18 protein-coding genes are annotated in these 21094 nt (G+C 69.5%); 8 read left to right on the forward strand and 10 right to left on the reverse strand.

Annotation, left to right across the window (positions count from 1 at the left end; all coding sequences use genetic code 11):
• Window positions 1-3: 3 nt before the first annotated feature.
• The 6 genes from AB0H64_RS25445 to AB0H64_RS25470 all read right to left on the reverse strand — a co-directional run bounded on the left by AB0H64_RS25445 (window position 4) and on the right by AB0H64_RS25470 (window position 9319).
• Window positions 4-1422 carry a SagB family peptide dehydrogenase gene (locus AB0H64_RS25445; protein ID WP_357628958.1) on the reverse strand — a complete coding sequence of 473 codons (1419 nt, stop codon included), beginning with the start codon at window positions 1420-1422 and terminating at the stop codon, window positions 4-6.
• On the reverse strand, window positions 1419-2462 hold the full coding sequence (locus tag AB0H64_RS25450; protein ID WP_357628960.1) for a thiopeptide maturation pyridine synthase: 1044 nt from the start codon (window positions 2460-2462) through the stop codon (window positions 1419-1421). The genes AB0H64_RS25445 and AB0H64_RS25450 overlap by 4 nt, the downstream gene beginning before the upstream one ends.
• A gap of 3 nt (window positions 2463-2465) precedes the next feature.
• Window positions 2466-3482 carry a lantibiotic dehydratase C-terminal domain-containing protein gene (locus tag AB0H64_RS25455; RefSeq protein ID WP_357628962.1) on the reverse strand — a complete coding sequence of 339 codons (1017 nt, stop codon included), beginning with the start codon at window positions 3480-3482 and terminating at the stop codon, window positions 2466-2468.
• Entirely contained in the window at window positions 3475-6132 is a 2658-nt protein-coding gene (locus AB0H64_RS25460; protein ID WP_357628965.1) for a lantibiotic dehydratase, read from the reverse strand. Before AB0H64_RS25460 ends, AB0H64_RS25455 begins: the two co-directional genes overlap by 8 nt.
• A gap of 85 nt (window positions 6133-6217) precedes the next feature.
• Complete coding sequence (locus AB0H64_RS25465) at window positions 6218-6406, reverse strand: thiomuracin/GE37468 family thiazolyl RiPP peptide (RefSeq protein WP_357628967.1); 189 nt, start codon at window positions 6404-6406, stop codon at window positions 6218-6220.
• A gap of 186 nt (window positions 6407-6592) precedes the next feature.
• Window positions 6593-9319 carry a BTAD domain-containing putative transcriptional regulator gene (locus AB0H64_RS25470; RefSeq protein ID WP_357628969.1) on the reverse strand — a complete coding sequence of 909 codons (2727 nt, stop codon included), beginning with the start codon at window positions 9317-9319 and terminating at the stop codon, window positions 6593-6595.
• A gap of 332 nt (window positions 9320-9651) precedes the next feature.
• Here AB0H64_RS25470 and AB0H64_RS25475 point away from each other — a divergent pair, with 332 nt between their 5' ends.
• Complete coding sequence (locus AB0H64_RS25475) at window positions 9652-10167, forward strand: hypothetical protein (RefSeq protein ID WP_357628971.1); 516 nt, start codon at window positions 9652-9654, stop codon at window positions 10165-10167.
• An 83-nt stretch (window positions 10168-10250) separates the two neighbouring features.
• Here the strand turns inward: AB0H64_RS25475 and AB0H64_RS25480 are convergent, their stop codons facing one another.
• Window positions 10251-10523 carry a hypothetical protein gene (locus tag AB0H64_RS25480; protein WP_357628974.1) on the reverse strand — a complete coding sequence of 91 codons (273 nt, stop codon included), beginning with the start codon at window positions 10521-10523 and terminating at the stop codon, window positions 10251-10253.
• Window positions 10520-11590: a LacI family DNA-binding transcriptional regulator gene (locus AB0H64_RS25485; RefSeq protein ID WP_357628977.1), complete on the reverse strand. Its 1071-nt coding sequence runs from the start codon at window positions 11588-11590 to the stop codon at window positions 10520-10522. The genes AB0H64_RS25480 and AB0H64_RS25485 overlap by 4 nt, the downstream gene beginning before the upstream one ends.
• 276 nt (window positions 11591-11866) lie before the next feature.
• On the opposite strand from AB0H64_RS25485, the gene AB0H64_RS25490 reads away from it, so the two are divergent.
• The 7 genes from AB0H64_RS25490 (at window position 11867) to AB0H64_RS25520 (ending at window position 19345) form a co-directional block, all read left to right on the forward strand.
• Window positions 11867-13084 carry a family 1 glycosylhydrolase gene (locus AB0H64_RS25490; RefSeq protein WP_357628979.1) on the forward strand — a complete coding sequence of 406 codons (1218 nt, stop codon included), beginning with the start codon at window positions 11867-11869 and terminating at the stop codon, window positions 13082-13084.
• A gap of 43 nt (window positions 13085-13127) precedes the next feature.
• Window positions 13128-15278 carry a hypothetical protein gene (locus AB0H64_RS25495; RefSeq protein ID WP_357628982.1) on the forward strand — a complete coding sequence of 717 codons (2151 nt, stop codon included), beginning with the start codon at window positions 13128-13130 and terminating at the stop codon, window positions 15276-15278.
• A gap of 117 nt (window positions 15279-15395) precedes the next feature.
• Entirely contained in the window at window positions 15396-16736 is a 1341-nt protein-coding gene (locus tag AB0H64_RS25500; RefSeq protein ID WP_357628985.1) for an ABC transporter substrate-binding protein, read from the forward strand.
• Entirely contained in the window at window positions 16733-17668 is a 936-nt protein-coding gene (locus tag AB0H64_RS25505) for a sugar ABC transporter permease (RefSeq protein ID WP_357628986.1), read from the forward strand. The genes AB0H64_RS25500 and AB0H64_RS25505 overlap by 4 nt, the downstream gene beginning before the upstream one ends.
• Entirely contained in the window at window positions 17665-18564 is a 900-nt protein-coding gene (locus AB0H64_RS25510) for a carbohydrate ABC transporter permease (protein WP_357628989.1), read from the forward strand. Before AB0H64_RS25505 ends, AB0H64_RS25510 begins: the two co-directional genes overlap by 4 nt.
• Window positions 18565-18689: 125 nt before the next feature.
• Window positions 18690-19028, forward strand: coding sequence for a VOC family protein (locus tag AB0H64_RS25515; RefSeq protein ID WP_357628992.1), 339 nt, complete (start codon window positions 18690-18692; stop codon window positions 19026-19028).
• A 5-nt stretch (window positions 19029-19033) separates the two neighbouring features.
• Window positions 19034-19345: a hypothetical protein gene (locus AB0H64_RS25520; protein ID WP_357628995.1), complete on the forward strand. Its 312-nt coding sequence runs from the start codon at window positions 19034-19036 to the stop codon at window positions 19343-19345.
• Here the strand turns inward: AB0H64_RS25520 and AB0H64_RS25525 are convergent.
• Both AB0H64_RS25525 and AB0H64_RS25530 read right to left on the reverse strand, forming a co-directional pair.
• Window positions 19299-20636 (reverse strand): cytochrome b N-terminal domain-containing protein, encoded by a 1338-nt coding sequence (locus AB0H64_RS25525; protein ID WP_357628997.1) that lies wholly within the window; start codon window positions 20634-20636, stop codon window positions 19299-19301. The two genes, AB0H64_RS25520 and AB0H64_RS25525, sit on opposite strands and share 47 nt — an antisense overlap.
• Complete coding sequence (locus tag AB0H64_RS25530; protein ID WP_357629000.1) at window positions 20633-20941, reverse strand: BBE domain-containing protein; 309 nt, start codon at window positions 20939-20941, stop codon at window positions 20633-20635. Before AB0H64_RS25530 ends, AB0H64_RS25525 begins: the two co-directional genes overlap by 4 nt.
• Window positions 20942-21094: the final 153 nt, after the last annotated feature.

Below are 21094 nucleotides of genomic sequence, written 5' to 3' on the forward strand. Positions count from 1 at the left end.
CGTTTACTCCTGTTCCTCTTCGGCGGGCGGGCTCGGCCGACTCCCGAGCATGAACTCGCCCACGCTGGCCTCGATCGCCGGATCGGCCCCCGTGGCCTCGTTGAAGGCCGGCGCGTCACCTCCGCCAAGACCGGAGGCAGCCAGTCCCATCGCGGTCGCGACCAGGTACATGGTCTGGAAGAGCACCCCGACATGCTTGAGAATCAGGGCGTACGGCATCTCCTCGTACGTCCACATCACCCGCCCGAACCTGGCCGAGGCCACGATCAGGACCTGGGGCAAGGTGGTGGTGGCCGCCGCCCGGCCCGCGGTCGCGAGCAGCCGCCCGACCGCCGGACCGGGGTGGCGGACCAGGCGCAACCTGTGCTCGTGCGCGTCGTAGTGGTACATGCCCGGCGCCAGGCCCGCGACATGCCGGACGACCGGGTACAACTCCAGCTCGTCGACCCCGCCACCGGCGGGACGGGGCGTGTCGACGTACTCCACGCCCTCCCACACGTTGACCCGGCGCACCCGGGCACATCGGTAGAGCAGCTCAGCGAGCTGATCCACCGTGATCGGGTGCTCGTCGTCGTGCTCGCGTATCGAGCGCCGCTCCTCGATGGCGTCGGTCAACCTGAGGTCGCGTACGCGGATCTCCTCCAGGTCCGGTACCCGCAGGTCGATCGCGGGTCCCGGGTAGGGCTCCCGGCGGGCGGGGAGCGGAGGGAACCGGCCTTGCCCCCATTTCGTCCGGCCGAATCCGGCGTCGAAGTAGCCCCCGTTCCCGTTGCGGCTGCGCGAGTGGAACCACAGGTCGTGCGGTCGCCACTGGCGCAGGCGCCACTCCGACTCCGCGTCGCTCCCGGCCGGGATCGCGATGCCGGTCCAGCTCAGATCCCGCAGCAGCCTGGCGATCAGCTCTTCGGGCAGCGGGCCCTTCAACGTGCCGGTCGACAGCGGCCGCGCCATCTCCGTGAGCACGGCCGCGACCTCCGGGGCATGGATCAGCACCTGCGCCCACGAGGCCGGCGCCTCGGCGAGGATGTCCTCTCCCTCACGCCGGAACACCGCGAAACCGGACAGCCTCACCTCGTGGTCGATGTCCTGCTCCACGTCGGGGGCGGGCGCTCGGACGGGCTGCACCGTGTACAACGGCCTGCCGAGATGGCTCAGCGTGGTCGTCACCCAGCCCCCGCTCCGCAGGGCCCCGAGGAATCCCGGGTCGGACGCGCCGAGCTCCGTCAGCTCCGACGGCGGGCACGGCCCCTCGGCCAGGCGACGCAGTACGGCACGGCCACCCGCCCCCACCGGCCCGAACGAGGCCACCCTCCGCCACAGGTCATGGCGGAACAGGTGAAGCTCGCCGTTCGTGCCCGTCGCGCTGTAGACGCCCGGCCGCAGCCGCAGCTGTTCCTCATACACCGGAGCCTCGCCGGTCATGATCCACTTCCTTTCCGCACCGGAGTTTCCAGGTACGCCTCCACGGTGTTGGCGAGCAGATGACACAGGAGAAAGCGCTCCACCGGGACGAGACCGAGCCGGGTCAGGTGCAGATAGGTGAGGTTGAGCAGCAGCCGGTACAGGAGGAACCCGGGCGCGTCCCGGACCTCCGCCCACACGGGATCGGCGTAACCCGCGCGATGGAAGGGGCTCGACTCGGCCAGCTTCGACTCCTGCTCGGCGCTGACGGTCGGCACGACGAACGCGCCGTGTTCGAGCAGCCGCGCCCCCCGCTGTCGACAGGGGATGAGCGCGGTCTCCCAGTCCGCCAGCAGCGAGGCGTCGACGTCGTCGCCGCCGAGCACCGCCCGCAGCTGGGCCAGGAGGGTCCGGCGGTGTTGGCGGTAGTAGCCGTCCCACATCGGCCTCATCCCTCGCCCTTCCGGAAAGGTCGACAGGAACGCCTCGGCGTGGGACCTGAAGGTGAAGTATCCCTGTGAGATGTCGGTGCCCGACAGGCGGTGCGCCGTCGCCACCATCAGCTTGAACGCCAGCTGCCGCCGTCGCGCGCCGCCGCCGGCCTCGGTCATCGCGAAGGCGAGGTCGGTGGTGCCGGCGTAGAAGTCCGCCACGAGGTCGGCCATGTGTGGCCCGCCCAGCACCTCCTCCCGGTCGTCGTACTCGGCGACGCGCAGGGTGTTGTCGGGGAACCACGGCGTCAGAGGGCCGGACTCCCGTTCCAGCTCGGCCAGCCGCTGATGCAGGGCGAGCTCCTGCCGGGGGTCGAGCAGCAGCGATGAAGGGTGCTCGGCCAGGCAGCCCCCGACGATCTTCTCCGCGGCCGGCCGCACCACGTGCGTGAAGGTGTCGTGGTCGGTGCGGAAATTGAGCCGCAGATGCGGCCCCTGCCGCCAGTGCCGGGTGTAGAAGAGGCCCTCCACCTGCCCGGCCACCTCACGGAAGAGCGGGCGCACTCCGTGCAGGATCAACGGGTCCTTGTCATGGTCGTAGTAGCGGACGTGGATGCTGTGCCAGCGCACGGACTATCTCCCCTCTTCCGCGAGTACGGCCACCGCGTCCGCGCACAGCCGCCGGACGGCGCCCTCTTCGTGCACGGTCACGCCCAGTCGGTTGCAGACCAGGTGAGCGCAGATGTCGAGAACGGTGAGGACCTGCCGCGTCCTGACCGCGCCCTCCCCCTCCCAGCCTCGGGACGGTGGCTCGAACCGGCCGGCGGCGGCCTCGGCCGCCAGCGCGTCACGGAGCGCGGTCACCGATCGGGCCCAATCCGCCAGGGAGCCCGGCCCGGAGACGTGCTCCAGGTGCGTGGCGAGCTCTCTCATCCCGCGAGCGAGGCCGATGACGCGATCACGCTGCTGCCCTGACGGTTGCCCTGTCGGCTGCTCTGTTGGCTGCTCTGTTGGTTGCTCTGTCGGTTGCGCGAGGCCGGCCTCGGTCGCGTCACGGGGCCGGTCCTGGTCGATGCTGACCCACGGCGCCAGCCGGGCCACGTCCCGCTCGCCGCAGAACCAGGTGAGCAGGATCATCGCGGCTCCCGCGGTGGTGCGGTCCGCCGGTCGCAGGCCGTCGCGCAGCAGGCCGAGGGCGATGCGGCTGGACTCCGCGAAGTGCCGCTCAACCGCCTCCATCGAGGCTCCGGTGCCGTAGCGGCCGTGCTCGCGCCGGTACGGGATGAACGCCACGGAATTGTTCGGGAAGAGCCGCTCCGTATGCCCGGGAAGTCCCTCCCACTGTGCCAGGGCCTCGCCTATGCCGGCATAGTCCTGCTGGCTCATGGAAAGACCCGCCGGATTCTCGGCGAGATACTTCCCGAACCGCTCCGTGATGACCCGTTCCACCTCGGCCCGGAGCGCGGGGCCGGTGGGCAGCGCGCGGAACCGCAGATGCGGTCCCCCGTCCCAGTACCTCAGGAAGAACGTGGCCTCCGCGAGCCCGCGCCCGGCGAGCTCGTCGATCAGCGGACCGGCCGCGTCCGTCAGCAGCGCGTCCAGGTTCTCGTGATAGAAGACGTGGGCGCTGACCCAGTCTGATTCATGCATTCCGGCCGTCCTGGTCAGAGATCTCGATGAGGAATTCGGTGACGCTGGGGTCATCGGGGTCCGGCCCCAGCGCGTCCGCGAAGTCGGGCAGCACCTCGTCGAAGATCACCATCGGCCCCGAACTCGCCAGCATCTTCTCGAAGGCCGTGACCAGGAACCAGTTGGCGAAGTCGACGTAGACGGGCTTGCGGGATTTGTCGAAAATCCACTGCGTCCAGTCCCCCGTCCCCTCGCCCTCGTCGGGACGTGCGAACCGGACGAAGGATCGCGCCGGGAGGTCGTGCTCGTGCAGCCACGACGCCAGGCGCAGCAGATAGGCGGCGTCGCCCTCGCCCTTGGCCCGTTCCGGAAGCAGCTCCTTCGGCACGATCCGGCGGGCGCGCTGGATCACCACGCCACCGATCTCCACGCGGGGGTAGGCCACCGACGACGAGGGCAGCTCCAGATCGGCCTGATCCGCCAGCAACGGAATGCTGGGATGCACGTAGTGCGTCTCTCCCGAGACCTGGATCAGCAGGCGAGCCGCCGGTGGGAGCAGCAGGTCGGACATCATGCCCAGATGCAGCGCGGAAAGATCGGCACCCAGCCGGTCCGAGACCACCTTGAGCAGGCCGCTGCGCGGATCGAGGACCATCCCGAGGTCTCCCAGCGGGATGCGCTCCTCCGCGGGGCGACTGCTCACCGCGAACGGATAGTCGATCTCGTACGCCACGTGCGGCACCCGTCTGTTCAACGCCGAGGCGGCCACTCCGCCCAGCTCCGCGAGCACCCGGGCACTCGGCCGGTGCCCCGTGGCCGGGCTCTCGCCCGTGGCCTCCGCCATCAGGGCCAGCACCCTGCTCCGTCCACGGCCATAACCGGTGTGCGCCGCGTTGAGCACCAGGCCGATCCCGCCGTGGCCGGGGACGACCTGCACATAGCAGGCCAGGGAGCGCGGCGGCTCCACCCATGACGGCCAGTCCTCCGTCAGCTTCCTGATCACCTCCGCCGGGACGCTCACGACGCCGTCGCTCTCCGGCTGGGCGAGCACCGCCTGACGTGCCTCCCGCTGGATCGCGGCCAGCTCCCGCAGCCGCGGAAGCGGGCTCTCGGACAGAGCGCCGCCCGCCCCCAGGGACGGGCCCATCAGCCGGGCGACCTCGCGCGCCGCGTCGCTCAGTCCGGCGGACTCGCCGTCCCGAGCGAGCACCTCCTGGAGCGCGCGGTGCAGCACGAGAAGGGGGACACGGGCTCCCGGGCCGAACCGCTCGGCGAAGTAGGCGCCGAGCGCGATCCGGAACGGCAGCGTCAGGTCGAAGGCGCCCAGCCAGCGCCGTACCACGTCCAGGTCCTCGAGCGCCGGACGCCATACCGCCGACCCGGCCTCCGCCACCGGGCCCGTGAAGACGGCGTTCTCGCGGAATGTGTGCCTGCCCTGCCCGTCAAGCGCGGCCGGTCCGAAGCCGAGCGGTCCGGCCAGGTCGGTGAGCGCGGCTTCCAGTTCGTGCTGCCGCTTCCAGTGCCCCTCGACGTCGTCCACGACCACGGGCAGCCGCGCCTGCCGGCGTACGCGCCGCAACGCCTGGACGACGTCCGCGAACTCGGCTCCCCCATGGTCCGCGACCCACTCGGCCAGGTCGCCCAGCGGATCGGCCGACTGGTCGGCGACGGGGTGCTGCTCCTCCAGGAGCCCGGCCCGTACCAACGCCTGGAGAAACGCCTCGGCCGGGGACTCGTCGGCGGCGCCGCCGCCCGCCAGGCGGGAGCGGAGCTCGACCAGCGTGGACCCCGGGCAGCGCTCCGCCAGGCTCAGGCATGCCTCGACCGCGGCGGTGGCCGGCATGGTCACGATGGGTTCCTCGGTGGAGCGCCCGATGAAGCTGACGGTCCCGTCCTGGAGGGTCGCACTCGGGTTGACCCGCAGGACCAGGTGCCGGGCCAGGCGTGGATCGCGGGTGAGCGTCTCGCCGATCCGCTGGAGGAGGAAGGTGTGGATCTCGAGCACTCCCTGGATCTCCGCGGGAACGAACCGTACGGGTGACCCACCTGATCCGCCTGATCCGGCGTCCGCCCACGTTCCCGTGCCACTCGCCATGAAGGTGCCGTACGGGCTCGTCTTGGCGGCCGCTCTCGCCAGGTACTTCGCCAGCCGGGCCATGGACTGCCTGCGCGGTCGCCGCCGCGCGTCCGCCAGCCACTTGGCCAGCTCGCTGAACAGTGCCGGGCTGGCCTGGGACAGTGCCCGGCGGAAGCCCGGATGACCGGCCACGTCCCGCAGGACGAGCTCCTTCTCCCGCAGTTCGGCGGCGAACACGTCGTCGAGCGCGCGCCGCCCCTCATCGAGCCGGTGCCTGGTGACGATCCAGGATTCGATCGCGGCGCCGACCTCGGCGGGGAGCAGCGCGGCGACACGCGCGTTCCATTCGGTGTCGCGGGGCAGTCGCCGCTGGTGCAGCGCCCTGCGCAGGCCGACCAGAGCCGGCTTGGACGTACCGGGGTTCAGCGCGCCGATCAGGGGATACAGTGCCTCCGACAACGCCTCGCCGTCGCGCCGTAACGTGGCCGCCAGCCGGGCCAGTCCTTCCGCCCGGCCGTACGCGCTGTCCAGGCGCAGCCGCGACAACGCCGCCACCGGCACACCCGCGACACGCACCACGACAGACGGCTCCACGTGGGCGCCGCTCGTTAAGATCACCATTTCCTCCGGAAGCGCCAGAGCCGGGCCGCCGGCGCCACGCCGACGGCCCGGCCGGGAATCAGCTGCTGCTCGAGCTCGTCGACGACGTCGAGGTGCTGCAGACGCTCGGGCAGAGCACGGACGCGCCGTTCTCCGCCATCCCGTGGCCCGCCGTCAGCGACTCGATGGCGAGACCGCTGTCGGCGAGGTCGAAAACGTCCATCGGCAGGTTCTTGAGGTCGAAGTCGAGCTTCTGGGAAATGCTCATTCTTCTTTTCGGCCTTTCTCGGGAGAAAATTGTGAGACCCATGGCCGCGGCCCTGAAAACTGCCAGGAAACGTGCGGCTGATGGCTTTCGAGAGAAGGCTAACCTCGATGCGCGGAGAACAGCCTTTCTCCGTCCTGTCACCGACCTGTCGGCGCGCTGAAACGCTTCTTGGAAAAGGTCGCCAGCTCACGCGCTGGACGCGAGAGCGGCCTCGATGTCGTGGGCTCGCGGGTCCGCCAGCCCGGTCATCAGCTCGAGCGCCGTCCGCAGGATGCCGCGGGCCAGCATGTCGTGCCCGCCCTCGCTGAGCGCGTTGCCGAGATCGGCGAGGGTGATCGCCTCCCAGCGCTGGTTCCTCGTGTAGCGGAACAAGTCGATGGACTGGCGGAAGGCGCGGACGGCAGCGCGGGTGTCGCCCGTCATGACGTGGGCGCGGCCCAGGTTGCGCAGGCACATCGCGTCGGACGTGTACTCCCTGAGCCGCAGGTTGATCCGGTGCGCCTGCTGGAACGCCTTGACCGCGCATCGGTAATGGCCCGCCACGGTCTGCGCGATTCCTATGTTGTCCAGGGCCAGGGCGACGCCACGGGGATATTCGTTCCGCTCGTGCAGATCCAGCGCACGCATCAGGTGCCGCTGGGCCTCTCCGTATTCTCCGGCCTCGCCATATGTCATGCCGAGATTGCACAGCGCCATGGCCTCGCCGTGCGGGTTCTTGCTCCGCTCGAAATGGATGAGCGCTTCCCGGAAATGCCGCGCCGCCAGGTCGGCGTCACCCCTGTCGGAGTAGATGCAGCCCACGGAGTTGAGGGTGTAGGCCTCGCCGACGGGTTCCCTCGCGGCCCGAGCCGCACGTACCGCCGACTTCAGGCTGTCCAGGCCGTCGGACCACGGGATGCGCGCATCGAAGAAGCTGGTCATGGCCATGATGGTGCGCCATGAGTAGTGAGCCCACCCGTTCGTGGCCGCCCATGACGTCACCGCCCGGAGGGAGTCGTACTCCAGCTCCAGCCATGCCATCGCCTCGTCGGCGTCGGCGAACGCGAGTGGGCGCCGGCGCGGCCGCATCGGCGCGAGGAAGTCGCGGCGGCGGTACGGCACCAGGTGCCGGTCGGCGCTCACGGCGGTGAAGAGGTAGTGATCGAGGAATCGCCGTACGGCGGCTTGCCGCTCGGCGGGCGGCATGTGCAGCCGTGCCTGATCGACGGCGTACAACCGGATCAGGTCGTGCAGCTGGTAGCGGCGGGGGCGGCGCTGTTCGAGCAGATGCGCCGCCACGAGCTGGTCCAGGCCCCGCTTGACCTCGGCGGGCGGGAGGTCGACCAGTGCCTCGACCGTCTCCAGCGCGATGTCGTTGGCGGGGTGCAGGCCGAGCGCGTGAAACGTGGCGGCCGCCGCCGGGCTGAGCGCTCCGTAGGACCAGGACAGAACGGCGCGCAGGTCGATGTTCGGATCGTTCTCGCCGGTTCCCAGGTTGTCGAGGCGGGCCTTCTCGTCCTCCAGCCCGTCGACGACTTCGGCGAGGGTGTCGGCGCGCTGCGCGCGCTCGGCGATGATGGCCAGCGCGAGGGGCAGATGGTCACACAGCTCGACCAGCCTGGAGGCCGCCGCGGGCTCGTGGGCGACCCGGGAGGGGCCGACGGCCGCCGCCAGCAGCTCGACGGCCTGGGCCTCCGGCATCGCGCCCAACGTGACACGGTGCGCGCCGTCACGGATCGACAGAGACCGTAACTGGTCGCGACTGGTCACGATGACCAGGCCGCCGGCGCCCGGCAGGAGGGGGCGCACCTGGTCGGCGTTGCGGGCGTTGTCCAGCAGGATGAGCGCGTGCCGGTCGGCGAGGATGGTCCGCAGCAACGCGCAGCGCTCGTCCACGTCGACGGGGATGGCCTCGCTCTCCACGCCGAGACCGCGCAGCAGGCTCTCCGCCGCGGCGGCCGGGGTCATCGGCTCGCTCGGTCCGTAGCCGCGGAGGTTGAGGTAGAGCTGGGCGTCGGGGTAGTCATGGGCGACTCGGTGGGCCCAGTGCGCGGCCAGCGTCGTCTTGCCCGCGCCGGGAGCGCCGTCGATGGTCACGATGATCGGGGCGTTCGCGCCGTTCCGGCCCGATGCCGCCACGCCTGAGGGCAGCCTGTCCAGTGCCGCCAGTTCCTCCTCCCGGCCGGTGAAGCGCGCGATGCCGTGGGGCAGTTGCCGGGGGCTCGGTGTCCCGCGCCGGACGGCGGTGCTGCCCGGGCGGTCGCCGGTGTCGCCCATGAGCACCGTCTGGTGCAGCTGGACCAGTTCTTCGCTCGGGTCCAGGCCGAGCTCCTCGCGCAGCACCGTACGTACGCGCTGGTAGGCGCTCAACGCCTCCGCACGCCTGCCGCTGCGGTGCAGCGCGGTGATCAGGCGCGTCCACAGCGGCTCGCGGGTCGGGTAACGCCTGGTCAGCTCCGACAGCTCGGCGACGAGGTGCCCCGGCGGCTCGCCGGCCAGCTCCAGGTCGATCCGGCGCTCGGTGGCGCCGAACCACTCCTCGGTCAGGAGGGGAATCACCTCGCGCTCCAGCCAGGGGCCGCTGGCGTTGCCGAAGGGCTGACCGCGCCACAACCGCAGCGCCTCGCGTAACAGGGCCATCTCCTCCTGCGCGGAGCCGGCGTCGTCGGCGCGGCGTACGAGGCCGCGGAAGCGGTGCAGGTCCACCGCGTCGGGCTCGATCTGGAGCTGGTAGCCGTCCGGCTCGGTCCGGATGAGGTCCGCCCCGATCAACCGCCGCAGCCTGGTGACATAGGTGTGCACTGCTCCGCGCGGCCAGCCCGGCCCTTCGCCCGGCCAGAGCCGCTCGGCGAGCGTGGGCGTGGAGACCGACTGGCCGACCGACAGCAGCAACGAGGCGAGGACCGTCCGTAGCTGGCCGACGGGCACCGACACCGCGTCCTGGCCGACCCTGACCTCCCAGGGCCCCAGGACGCCGAAGCTGACATCGCCGCCAGGTGATCCCGCAACCGTTCCGGATGACGCGCCTGCCAATGCCTGACCTCCCACGGGGACGAGCTACGGGCCGGGTTGCCGGCATGTGCCGGGTATGGATGGTGGGGATAAACGGCAGTTGCGCGCCACAGTGCCGCGACGCCGCCTGCCCTGTCAATCTAAGCTAAAACGGGTTGCGACGCGCTTAAACTTTGGTTGAAGCATCGCGGGCGGCCCACTCGCGAGCGCCTATGATGTGAGTGTTGTGGCCAGTGCCCTCTATGAGGAGGTTCGTGAGCGGCGAACGCCTGGAAGAGATCGTCGAGCGGCTCGACATCCCGCGCCCGTTCGACATCGTGGAGTTCACCCACCAGGTGGCGCGAGCCCGGCAGCGCCGTATCGAGCTCAGGCCCGTCGACACCGCCGCGAACGGCCCCAGCGGCATGTGGCTGGCCACCGACACGGTCGACCTCATCTGCTACGAGCAGCGGACGAGCCGCACCCATCAGGAGCACATCATCCTGCACGAACTGGGCCACATGGTGTGCGAGCACGCGTCGGCGCCGATCGCCCCCGACGCCCTACTGCGGATCTTGCTGCCGACGCTGGACCCGGCCATGGTCCGCTCGGTGCTCGGCCGGACGGCATACTCGGAGCCGCAGGAACACGAGGCCGAGCGGTTCGCGATGCTGGTGCTGCGACACGCCGGCCGTCTTCCCGCGGTGCGCAGGCCGCCGCTCTCGGCCGAGGCGGCCGGGATTCATGACCGCATCCAGGCGGCACTGGCCCCGCGTACCAGGTCATCCTGACATCTACGGGACTCGGCGAGCCGGGAACCACGGGCGTGGCAGACCTTCCGCTCGTCCTGCCTGCCGCGGTCGTGGTCGGCGGGTCACCTCGCCTGGGCGCGGGCGGTCTTGAGCCTGGCGATCGTCCGGATGAGAAAGGTCGCGCTTTCTCGCAGGCGCGCTTCGGGCAGTCGTCCGGAGATGACGGCCTTCTCGAGCTGCCGGGTGTGGGTGTCGCCGGATCCCCGTCGAGGTGACGTTTTGTCCTCGCGCACGGTGAGGCGAGGCGGGTCCTGGTGGCCGCGCGGGGTCTGGGAGCGGAGGGCCATCTGGATCCTTGAGGTGGGTTGCCGATCGAAGCGGATCGTCACGGTCACCCGTGTTGCCTGGCCGCGTCGGCTGCGGTCACGTCGCGGACGGTCCGCGCCGGCATCCACGTTCCGGTATCGGCGGGGCATGGGCGGGGAGAGGCGGTGGAGCGCCGGACGACCAGGCTCGGAATGACCGAGAAGTGCGCGGCGGAGGTGCGGCCTTCGATGCGTTCGAGCAGCAGTCGTCCGGCCGTGCGGCCCATGACGACGCCGTCCTGGTCGACGGTGGTCAGCGCGATGTTGGGATGAGCGGCCAGCTTGGTGTTGTCGTAGCCGGCCACGGAGACGTCGCCCGGGACGGACAGGCCGGCCTCGTGCAGCGCGGCCAGGACGCCGAGGGCCGCCTCGTCGGAGCCGGCGAAGATCGCGGTGGGGCGGGGAGAGCGGCCCAGCAACTCGCGGGCGCCGTCGTAGCCCCCCTCCTCGGTGTACGAGGTCGTGGCGACGGCGATCTCGCCGGCCAGGTCGTGCTCGCGCATCACCCGCTCGTAGGTCTCGGCCCTGATCTGGGGCGTGCGGTCGGCGGCCTGCCCGTGCTCCTTGTCGAAGGTGATGTGCCCGATGCGCCGGTGACCGAGCCCGATCAGGTGCTCCATGACGAGCTCCGAGCCGGCCCTGTCGTCGTCGACGATCGAGTCGTAGGCCGGGGACCGGTCGTGCCTGCCGAGCACCAGCGTCGGGATCTCGCGGGCCACCTGCTCCAGGTGCGTGCGAGCGGCGAGCGGGGCGATCATGAGGATGCCGTCCACCTGCCGGTCGATGAGGGCGTCGATGGCTCGTTTCTCGGTCTTGTCGCGGGTGCCGCCCTGGATCATGATCGCCTGATACTCCGACTCGGCGAGCTCGTCCACCAAGCCAGTCACGATCTCGGCGTAGAACGGGATCCCGATGTGCTGCATGAGCACCCCGATGGTGAAGGCCCGCCCGCGCAACGCTCGCGCGGCGGCCTGGGGACGGTAGCCCAGCTCGTCGATGGCCCGCTTGACGCGGTCACGCATGGCCTGGCTGACCCCGTAGTCGTTCCGGATGACCTTCGACACCGCCGCCTTGGACACCCCGGCGTGTTTCGCCACGTCAGAAATGGTCACTCTTCGTCGCCGCTCAGGCGCGACCATGGGCATCCCCTTCTCCAGCCGAGTGCTGCCGAGCCTACGATGCCGCGACCGTCACTGATGTAGACCGGTCCATGAAGCATAACGAAAGATCCACAGAGACGCTGCGCTGGCGACTAGTAATGTCGTAGACCGGTACACATTTTTCCTTGACCTCCGCGCGGCGTAACGACTACGTTAACTCGCACTCGGGGCCCGCTCCGGCCCTTCTACCAGCCCCTTCTGTGGCACCGACACGTGATCGAGAGACGAATGCACACCTTCCCCGACGGCTTCCTCTGGGGCGCGGCGAGCGCACCGCACCAGGTCGAGGGCAACAACGTCAACAGCGACTTCTGGGCGCAGGAGGAGCGCATGCCGGGAGCGGATCGCAGCGGCGACGCGCTCGACAGCTACCACCGATACGCCGAGGACATCCGGCTCGTTGCGGAGTCGGGCCTGAACACCTACCGCTTCGGCATCGAGTGGGCACGCACCGAGCCGGCACCGGGAAGGGTGTCCCGCGCGGCGCTTGCGCACTACCGGCGCATGATCGACGAATGTCTCGCCGCCGGCGTCACCCCGTTCGTCACGATCCACCACTTCACCTCGCCGAGATGGTTCGCCGAGGAGGGCGGCTGGCGCGGCGAACGGGCCGTGGACCGCTTCCGCGCGTACGTCGAGACGGCCACCTCGATCCTCGACGGCGTCGAGTGGGTCTGCACGATCAACGAGCCCAACATGCTCGCGATCATGGTGCGCGAGGCGGAGGCGACGCTCGACCCCGATGCGGGCCTGGAGTGGCTGAGTCCCACGCTGGAGGCGGACACGCCCCGACCGGTGAAGCCCGCTCCGCCGGTGGAGATCGGACGCCGTCTCGTCGAGGCGCACCACGCGGCCCGGGAGGTGCTGCGGGAGCGCACGGACGCCCGGGTGGGATGGTCGGTCGCGAGCCGCGCGTTCGAAACCCGTCCCGGGGCGGAGGAGGTGCGCCGGCGGCTCGAGTACGTCTGGGAGGACCTCTACCTGGAGGCGGCGCGCGACGACGACTTCATCGGGGTGCAGGCCTACTCGGCGCAGTGGGTGGGGCTGGAGGGCATCGAACCGCACCCCGTGCATCCCGACAACACCCTCGTGCGGACGGCGTACCGCCCCGACGCCCTCGGCATCGCCGTCCGGCACACCGCCGACGTGCTGCCCGACGTTCCGATCGTCGTCACCGAGAACGGCATCGCGACCGGCGACGACTCCCGGCGCGTCGCGTACACCACCGGCGCGCTGTCCGCGTTGTCCGAGGCGATGGACGACGGCGTGGACGTGCGCGGCTACATCCACTGGAGCCTGCTCGACAACTACGAGTGGGGGCACTGGGACCCGACGTTCGGCCTCGTCGCCGTCGATCGGGAGACGTTCGAGCGCCGGCCCAAGCCGAGCCTCGCGTGGCTGGGCGGTGTCGCCAAGGCCAACGCGCTCTGAGAGACCGCAGCAGCAGAAACTCAAGATTCAAGGAAAGGCGAGGATGTCCGAAGTGATCGACCGGCGCCGGCTCGTGCGACGGCACAACCCCGTGCTGACGTCCGCGCACCCCGCCGACGTCCTGACGGTCGGCAACGGAGACATCGCGCTCACGGTGGACATCTCCGGACTGCAGACGTTCCCGTCCTTCCACGAGCTGGTGCCCGACCCGTACCGCGTCGTTCACGACGGGCTGTCCGGTCTGCCCGAGCAGCGCCCGCGCGTGTTCGACGCCGACGACTTCCAGATCCCCCTGCGCACGCAGTCGACCTGGGGCTGGTACGAGACGCGCACCGACCGGGAGCTCCGGCTCGAGGACGCGACCACCGTGTACGAGACGTCCCGCGGCCCGGTGCCCTACCTCGACCGCATGGGGCTGCAACGGGCCGGCGACCCCATTGCCGACGAGTTCGTCACGGGCGCATGGTTCCACTTCAACCCCCGCCGCGCTCACCTCGGCCGCCTCTGCCTGGTCCGCCCTGACGGGACGGGGCTCGACGACCCGGCCGCGCTGACCGACGTCCGCACCGAGCTCGACCTGTGGACGGGAACGGTCCACGCCACGTACGTGCTCGACGGCGAGCGCGTCCGCGTCACCACCGTCGCCGACCCACGAGAGCACCGCTTCGCCGTGCGCGTCGAGTCCGGCCTGCTGCTCCGCGGATGGGGCGTGGCCTGGGTGTTCGACGGACAGCCCGACGACCTCGCCGCCTTCGAACTCCCGCTCGCGCAGGAGACGATCTGGGACCAGCAGGCGGAGCGCCACTGGAACGCACGACGCACCGTGGAAACGCTGACCTACAACGTCGGCGTCCGCACCACCGGCAGCCTGCGGGAGGAGGCGGAGTCCGTCGTCGCGCACACGGCCGCCACCGTTCTCGAGGTCGTCGTGACGCTGACACCGGATGATCGCCGGCCGCAGGACAAGGACGGCTTCTCAGCCGTCAGCGAGTCGTCGACGACCTGGTGGGCGGAGCACTGGAGCACCGGCGCCGCGGTCAGCCTCGCCGGGAGCACGGACCCGCGCGCTGCGGAGCTGGAACGGCGCATCGTTCTCTCGCAGTACCTCACGGCCGTCAACGGGGCCGGAGTCACGCCTCCCGCGGAGTCCGGTCTGACGTACAACACCTGGTCGGGCAAGTTCCACCTCGAGATGCACTGGTGGCATGCGGCGCATTTCCCGATGTGGGGCCGGGGGCGGCTGCTGGAGCGCAGCATGCGCTGGTATCACGGCGCCCTGGAGGCGGCGAAGGCGACCGCCCGCCGGCAGGGGTACCGCGGGGCCCGATGGCCGAAGCAGACCGACCCGTCCGCGCGCGAGTCGCCGAGCAACATCGGCGTCTTCCTCCTGTGGCAGCAGCCGCACGTGATCCACCTGCTGGAGCTGCTGCGTGGCGAGGGGCGCGAGGAGTCGTTCCTGCGTGAGCACTACCCGCTCGTCGAGGCGACCGCCGACTTCATGGCCGACTTCGCGGAGGAACGCGACGGATCGTTCGGGCTGCCGCCCCCGCTCATCCCCGCGCAGGAGAGCTACCTCGCCGACCGGGCGACGAACAGCGATCCGACCTTCGAGCTGGCGTACTGGTCATGGGCGCTCAGCGTGGCCAACGAGTGGCGGATCCGGCTCGGTCTCGAACCGAACGAGGAGTGGGACCGGGTGGCGCGGAACATGCGCCGGCCCGCAGCACTGCCCGACGGCACCTACGCCGCGATCGCGACGCCCCCGCTGCTCATCCGCAAGGATCACCCGTCCATGCTCATGGCGTCGGGGTGGCTGCCGGACACGCACCTCGTGGACCCGGCCACGATGTCGGCGACGCTCGACGCCGTATGGGAGCACTGGGACCTGCAGACCAGTTGGGGCTGGGACTACCCCGTCATGGCGATGACCGCCGCCCGCCTCGGCGACGTCGGCCGCGCGATCGACGCCCTCCTGCTCCCCTCCCCCAAAAACGTCTTCCTCCCCAACGGACACAATCCGCAAATGCCGGGATTCCTCACCATTTATCTACCGGCAAACGGAGGGCTGCTGGCCGCGATGGCACACATCGCCACAGCGGTGAACCAGGGGGCAGAGCTTCCCGACGGCTGGCTGATCACGTCAGAAGAACTGGGCGCGCTCCCCCGCCCCTGCGTCCTGTCCACACCTGAGTAGCTACGGAAGGAAATAGCTGGCCGACAGCCGACTGGCAGCAGTGACATGGTCGGCCCCAAGCAAGAAGAAACACATCAATGGCATCGTACGGCGTCCACCGAAAAGTGCCGGGCGGGCATGAAGAAGTGGCCGCTTCCCCATCCAAGGCTTCCAAAGGTGAGGACCATGGGTACAAATATTTCAGCATGCGGCACTCGTCGCCGCACCATCATCGCGGCAGGGGCATTGGCGATCGTCGGGGCCCTTGCTCTGACAGGCTGTTCGTCGTCCGACGAATCCGCCTCCGGGGACGCCGGACTGACCTTCATGAACCAGTCCCGCGGGCAAGAGGCCGCGCTCACCCAACTCGCGCAGCAGTACACCAAGAAGACCGGCGTCAAGATCAAGATTGAGTCGCCCGGGCCGGCCGACTACCTGCCCAAGCTCCAGGCGAAGGCGCAGTCCAGATCCATGCCCGACATCTATTCGTCCTTCGACGCGACGCAGATGGCGCCGTTCTACAAGGCCGGCTGGGCGATGGACCTCTCCGCCGAGTTGAACGCCGGTTGGAGCAAGAACTTCAGCCCCGCCGTGCTCAAGATGTCGACGTTCCAGGAAGGCAACAACCTCGGGATCAAGCCCGGCGTCTACTCGGTGCACTGGGAGACACAGACGTACGGCTTCCTCATCAACCCGGCGCTGACCGGAATCTCGGCGAAAAAGCCGCCCGCGACGACGGCCGCGTTCATCGACGCGCTCGCCGCGAAGGGAGCGAAATTCTCCATCGCGGCCTCGCAGACACCGAACATCATCCAGACCCTCGCCTCGAACTGGCTCACGGACGCCGAGATCGAAGCGACCCTCAACGGGAAATCGAGCTGGAAACAGGACGGCTGGCGCAACGCCTTCCAGTTCCTGGCCGACCTGAAGAAGGCCGGCGTCCTCGCCGACAACACCATCCCCGGCGGTCAGGACGACCACCCGAACGTGGAGTCGTCCTTCTTCACCAAGTCGATGGGCGCGATCTTCGATGCCGCCCCCGGCGTCTCGGTCGGCCTGCGGACGAACCCGGAGTTCCAGGACTACTTCTCCGCCGGGCTGCCCAAGGCTCCCGGAAGCGTCCACGACCCGCGCTCGCCGGGCATCCCCGGGAAGGGCGCGGTGATCAACCCGAGGGGCAAGCATCCCAAGGAGGCGCTCGCGTTCGTGAAGTGGCTGACCGAGCCCGAGCAGCAGGCGGTGTTCGCCAAGACCGCTCGCATCCTGCCCAGCAACCCGGAGCTCCTCGCCGGCGCGGACATCCCCAGCCAGCTTGAGGGCTTCGCCGCCGGCGTGAAGTCCATGCAGGTCATGTCGACCACCTTCACGCCTGACGTGACCACCGCGATCAGAGCGGAGTCCCAGCGCCTGGTGCTGGGCGAGACGACGGTGGACGAAGCACTCAACACCATCCAGGCGGCGCAGGACCGCACGTCATGACGACGCAGCACCTCGCGGTTCCCGCGCGGCGTCCATCCCGGACGCCGCGCGGGAGGCGCACTCTCCGGCGCAACCTGATCGGCTGGGTGTTCCTGGCTCCGGCCATCGCGCTCATCGGCGTCTTCACGATCACGCCGTTCGCGCAGGCGATCCTGTTGAGCTTCCAGTCCTGGGACGGCGTCAGCCCCGACACCCCATGGGTGGGGCTGGACAACTACCACTTCGTCGCCTCCGACCCGATCTTCTGGGCGTCCATGCGCAACGTCCTGTTCTTCGGCGTCGTCGGCTTCGTCGTCGGCAACGGAGTCGCCTTGGGCATGGCGCTGGCCGTCAACACCGTCACCCGCGGCAGGACGTTCTTCCGCACCGTCTTCTACCTGCCGGGCGTGCTGTCGGTCGTCGTCGTCGGTCTGCTGTTCTCGTTCATCCTGGCGCCTGGATCCGGCGTCCTCAACCGGCTGCTCGGCCTGGTGGGGCTGGGCGCGCTGCAGCAGAACTGGCTGGGCGACCCGGCCGTCGCGCTGCCTGTCGTGGCGGCGGTGTTCGTGTGGTTCCACTGGGGGTTCGGCTTCCTGCTCTTCCTCGCGGGGCTGCAGGACGTCCCGAGGGAGCTGTACGAGGCCGCCGAGCTCGACGGCGCGAACCGCTGGTCGAAGTTCCGCTACATCACCTGGCCGCAGCTGGCCCCGGTCACGTCGATCGTGAGTCTGCTCACCCTGCTCGCCGCGCTCCAGATCTTCGGGACCGTACAGGTGCTGACCAACGGCGGACCGGGCCACCACACGATGGTGCCGACCCTCGCCATCTACAACGAGGCGTTCGTCAACTGGCGTTACGGCAGTGCCGCGGCCATGTCGGTCATCTTCGGCGGCGCGCTCGTGCTGCTGTCCCTGATCCAGCTCGCGATCACCAGGCGGAGGTCTCACGTATGAGCGGCCGGACGACAGGAAGGGCCGAGCAGATGCCCGTCACTCCAGGGCCGGCCGGCACGGCCGAACGCCCTCGACGGGCGGTACGGCTCGACAAGATCGGCCTGTACGGGCTGCTGGGCGTCGCCGCGTTGATCGCGCTGTTCCCGCTGCTGTGGATGCTGTCCGGGTCTCTGCAGAGCCTCACGGAGCTGCTCTCGAACAAGAGCTTCCTGCCCGCGGACCCGCAGTGGGGCAACTACGTGACCGCGTGGGTCCAGGGGGACCTCGGCATCTACCTGCGCAACAGCGTGATCTACACGGGATCCGCCGTCATCGGCATCCTGCTGGTGTCCAGCCTCGCCGGGTACGCGCTCGCGCGACTCGACTTCGCGGGCAAGGGCGTGTTCACGTTCGTCATCCTCGCCGTGATGATCATCCCTGCGCCCGCCATGTTCCTCTCGCAGTACAAGCTGCTCATCTCACTCGGCCTGACGAACAATCCCGTGGGCTACGTGCTGATTCTCATCACCTCGGGCATCCCGATGTCGACGCTCATCATGCGCAGCTTCTTCATCAGCCAACCCCGCGCCCTGGAGGAGGCGGCCGCGCTCGACGGTGCCGGTCCGCTGCACATCTTCTGGAACGTGATCCTCCCACTGGCCCGGCCCGGCCTGGCCGCCGTGGCGGTCATCCAGGGGCTGGGCGCGTGGAACGAGTACCTCATGGCGCTCGTCCTGTTCGAGGACAACTCCCTCATGCCGATCCAGCGCGGTCTGACCGCCTTCACCTCCGCCGAGACGCCACAGCAGCAGATCCTCCTGGCCGCCACGACCATCTCGATCGTGCCGGTCGTGATCTTCTATCTGATGGCGCAGCGTCACATCGTGAAGGGCATCGGCGCGGGCGCGATCAAGTAAGCCGGACCGCCGGCACCGCCGATGCGGGCGACGACGCGGTGCTTCATGTGCTGCTCCTGTCGCGCCGATGAGTTTCGGTGGCGGGAGCGGTCTCACCCGTGAATCGACTGGAAGGAGTGGTTCGGGTGGACCTGTACAGCGTCGTGTGCGTGCGTGACCGGACGACCTCGCAGAAGTGGTTCGAGGTGTTCTTCGGGCGGCCTGCGGACGAGATCATCGGCGAGGAGTACCTGTGGCGGGTCGGTGAGAACGCGTGGATCGTCATCGACGACCGGCACATGCGGGCCGCACGGGTGGGCGGCACCATGATCACGCTCGGCGTGACCGGCCTCGACGACATCTTGGCCCGGTTGGCCGCGCACGGCATCGAGCACGAGCCCGTGGAAACCTACGGCAACGGCGTGCGCCACGTGGAAGTCCTCGACCCGGACGGCAACAGCCTGTCGCTCGCCGAGGCACCCTGACCCGGATGGGCGTCACCTACGACGCAGCCGGGGTCCGGACGGTGGCGGCCGAGGCGATCCGCAAGGCGGCGCAGGCGAAGGACAAGCCGGCTGACTTGATCGTCGATGCTGCGGCTCGGGCGGGGCCGGCCCGGTTGCTGGTAGTGGATCCGGTCACTCGGCGCAGCGAGTACGAGGGGTTGAAGGACGTGGCGCAGGCCGCGCTGGGTGACAACATGGGAGCCGACGTTTCCGGCGGCGCCGGTGACCAGAATCATGGGTTGGTTCTCCTCAGGGTTGGCTTGCAGGGATTCGTCCCTGCGCGGGGGATGTGGTGATCGTCTCGGCGTACCCGCCACTGGGCGAGCGGCGGATGATGCCGGTCTCGGTGCCGTGCGCGCGTTCTTCCCGCTCCTGTGCCTGCAGGGCCAGGCACAGGAGTCGGGTGACCTCGAAGGTCACGACGGGACCGGCGAGGACCGCGATGCGGAAGAACCAGGTCACCGCGAAGAGCGACACGTCGAACTGGTGGGCGATCTGGTCGTTGGCCGCCGCCGCCCACAGCAGGCCGAAGAGAGTCATGCCCGCCGCGCCGAGCCCGGTCCTGACCGCCGCCTCGCGGGGCCGGTCCAGGACGTGATGGAGCGTACGGTCACCGGTGAGTCTGCGTTCGATGAGCGGACAAGCCGCCAGGACGGTGAAGAAGGCTCCCGGCACGATGAGAGCGGGGATGAGGATCGAGAGGGAGAGCGGGTGGCCGAAGACGACGGGCTCCCAGGCGGGCATGATGCGCAGGGCGCCGTCCAGGAAGCCCATGTACCAGTCGGGTACGGCGCCCGCGCTGGTGATGCTCGGGTTGGCCGGGCCGTACAGCCAGATGGGGTTGATCTGCCCGACGGTGCCCAGCAGTGTGAGCACGGCGCAGGTGGCGAAGAACAACGCCGGCGAGCTGAGCGGCGGCACCGCGGTGGCGGCCGGATAGTGGGTACGACCGTGCCTCTGCAGCAGCCGGCGTCTGACCAGCAACAGCTCGTACATGAGCACCGGGATGATTAGCACGTGCAGCCAGTAGAACAGTTCGATGACCTGATCACCGGGGACGGCGCCGCCGAACAGCAGACCGGTCAGGTAGGTACCGATGAGCGGGATGGACTGGGTGACGCCCTGGATCAGCGCGAGGCTGCCGCCGGAGAGCATGTCGTCGGGCAGGATGCCACCGGTCACGCCCCCGGCGATCGCCAGGAGGAACAGGCCGACCCAGATCAGCCAGTTCAGGCCGCGGGGGCGGCGGAAGGCTCCGGTGAAGAACAGCCGCAGCAGGTGCAGGCAGATGGCGCCGATGAGGATCAGCGTGGCCCAGTGGTGGATCTGCCGCATCAGCAGACCTCCGCGTACCTCCAGGCTGATCTCCATCGTGGAGTCGAAGGCGCGGCTGACGGGTACGCCGCGCAGCGGAACGTAGGCGCCCTGGTAGATCACCTGGGTCGTATCGGGGTCGTACAGGAAGGCCAGGAAGACCCCGGTGATGATGAGCACGATCAGGCTGTGGATCGCGATCTGGCCGAACAGGAACGACCAGTGGTCCGTCCGGCCGCCCGGCCGCGCCGGCCGTACCCGCAGGCCCTTCATGCGTGGACCAGCGGCTGCGGCCGGGCGTTGTGGTTGCAGGCGAACAGGTTGGCGGGGTCGTAGCGGTGTTCGACCGCGGCCAGGCGCTCGTAGGCCTGCGCGGGATAGATCGCGGCGACATCGATCATCGTGCCGGCGGCGAATCTGACGCCTGCTTGCATGTCGGCGACGTTCTTGGGTCTCAGCACGCAAGCCGGGTCTCCCAAGGCCAGGAGCGAGCGGCTGACCGACGCGTAATGCTCTGCGCCCGGTTCGATGATGTCGACGCCGAAGTCACGGCGAAGGGTCTCAATCGTCGATCTCATGCCGCAAATCGTGGGTTTTGGCGGCCATGAGGATCAACAACGGATCCCGTCATACTGCGGTAAGTCTGCCTTACTGCCGGAAACAGGATCCTGCTCCGTGAAGGTGTGCATGCCGAGGTCTCGCACAACGTCGGCCAGCACATCGAGGGAGAC

It is taken from the genome of Nonomuraea sp. NPDC050733 (genome assembly GCF_040654215.1).
GTDB lineage: Bacteria > Actinomycetota > Actinomycetes > Streptosporangiales > Streptosporangiaceae > Nonomuraea.

Excerpts from the sequence above, each read along its gene's own strand:
- AB0H64_RS25495 (WP_357628982.1), top strand. The coding sequence starts at position 13,128 with ATGTCCGAAGTGATCGACCGGCGCCGGCTCGTGCGACGGCACAACCCC.
- AB0H64_RS25520 (WP_357628995.1), top strand. The coding sequence starts at position 19,034 with ATGGGCGTCACCTACGACGCAGCCGGGGTCCGGACGGTGGCGGCCGAG.
- AB0H64_RS25445 (WP_357628958.1), bottom strand. The coding sequence starts at position 1,422 with ATGACCGGCGAGGCTCCGGTGTATGAGGAACAGCTGCGGCTGCGGCCG.
- AB0H64_RS25505 (WP_357628986.1), top strand. The coding sequence starts at position 16,733 with ATGACGACGCAGCACCTCGCGGTTCCCGCGCGGCGTCCATCCCGGACG.
- AB0H64_RS25500 (WP_357628985.1), top strand. The coding sequence starts at position 15,396 with ATGAAGAAGTGGCCGCTTCCCCATCCAAGGCTTCCAAAGGTGAGGACC.
- AB0H64_RS25455 (WP_357628962.1), bottom strand. The coding sequence starts at position 3,482 with ATGCATGAATCAGACTGGGTCAGCGCCCACGTCTTCTATCACGAGAAC.
- AB0H64_RS25530 (WP_357629000.1), bottom strand. The coding sequence starts at position 20,941 with ATGAGATCGACGATTGAGACCCTTCGCCGTGACTTCGGCGTCGACATC.
- AB0H64_RS25465 (WP_357628967.1), bottom strand. The coding sequence starts at position 6,406 with ATGAGCATTTCCCAGAAGCTCGACTTCGACCTCAAGAACCTGCCGATG.
- AB0H64_RS25525 (WP_357628997.1), bottom strand. The coding sequence starts at position 20,636 with ATGAAGGGCCTGCGGGTACGGCCGGCGCGGCCGGGCGGCCGGACGGAC.
- AB0H64_RS25510 (WP_357628989.1), top strand. The coding sequence starts at position 17,665 with ATGAGCGGCCGGACGACAGGAAGGGCCGAGCAGATGCCCGTCACTCCA.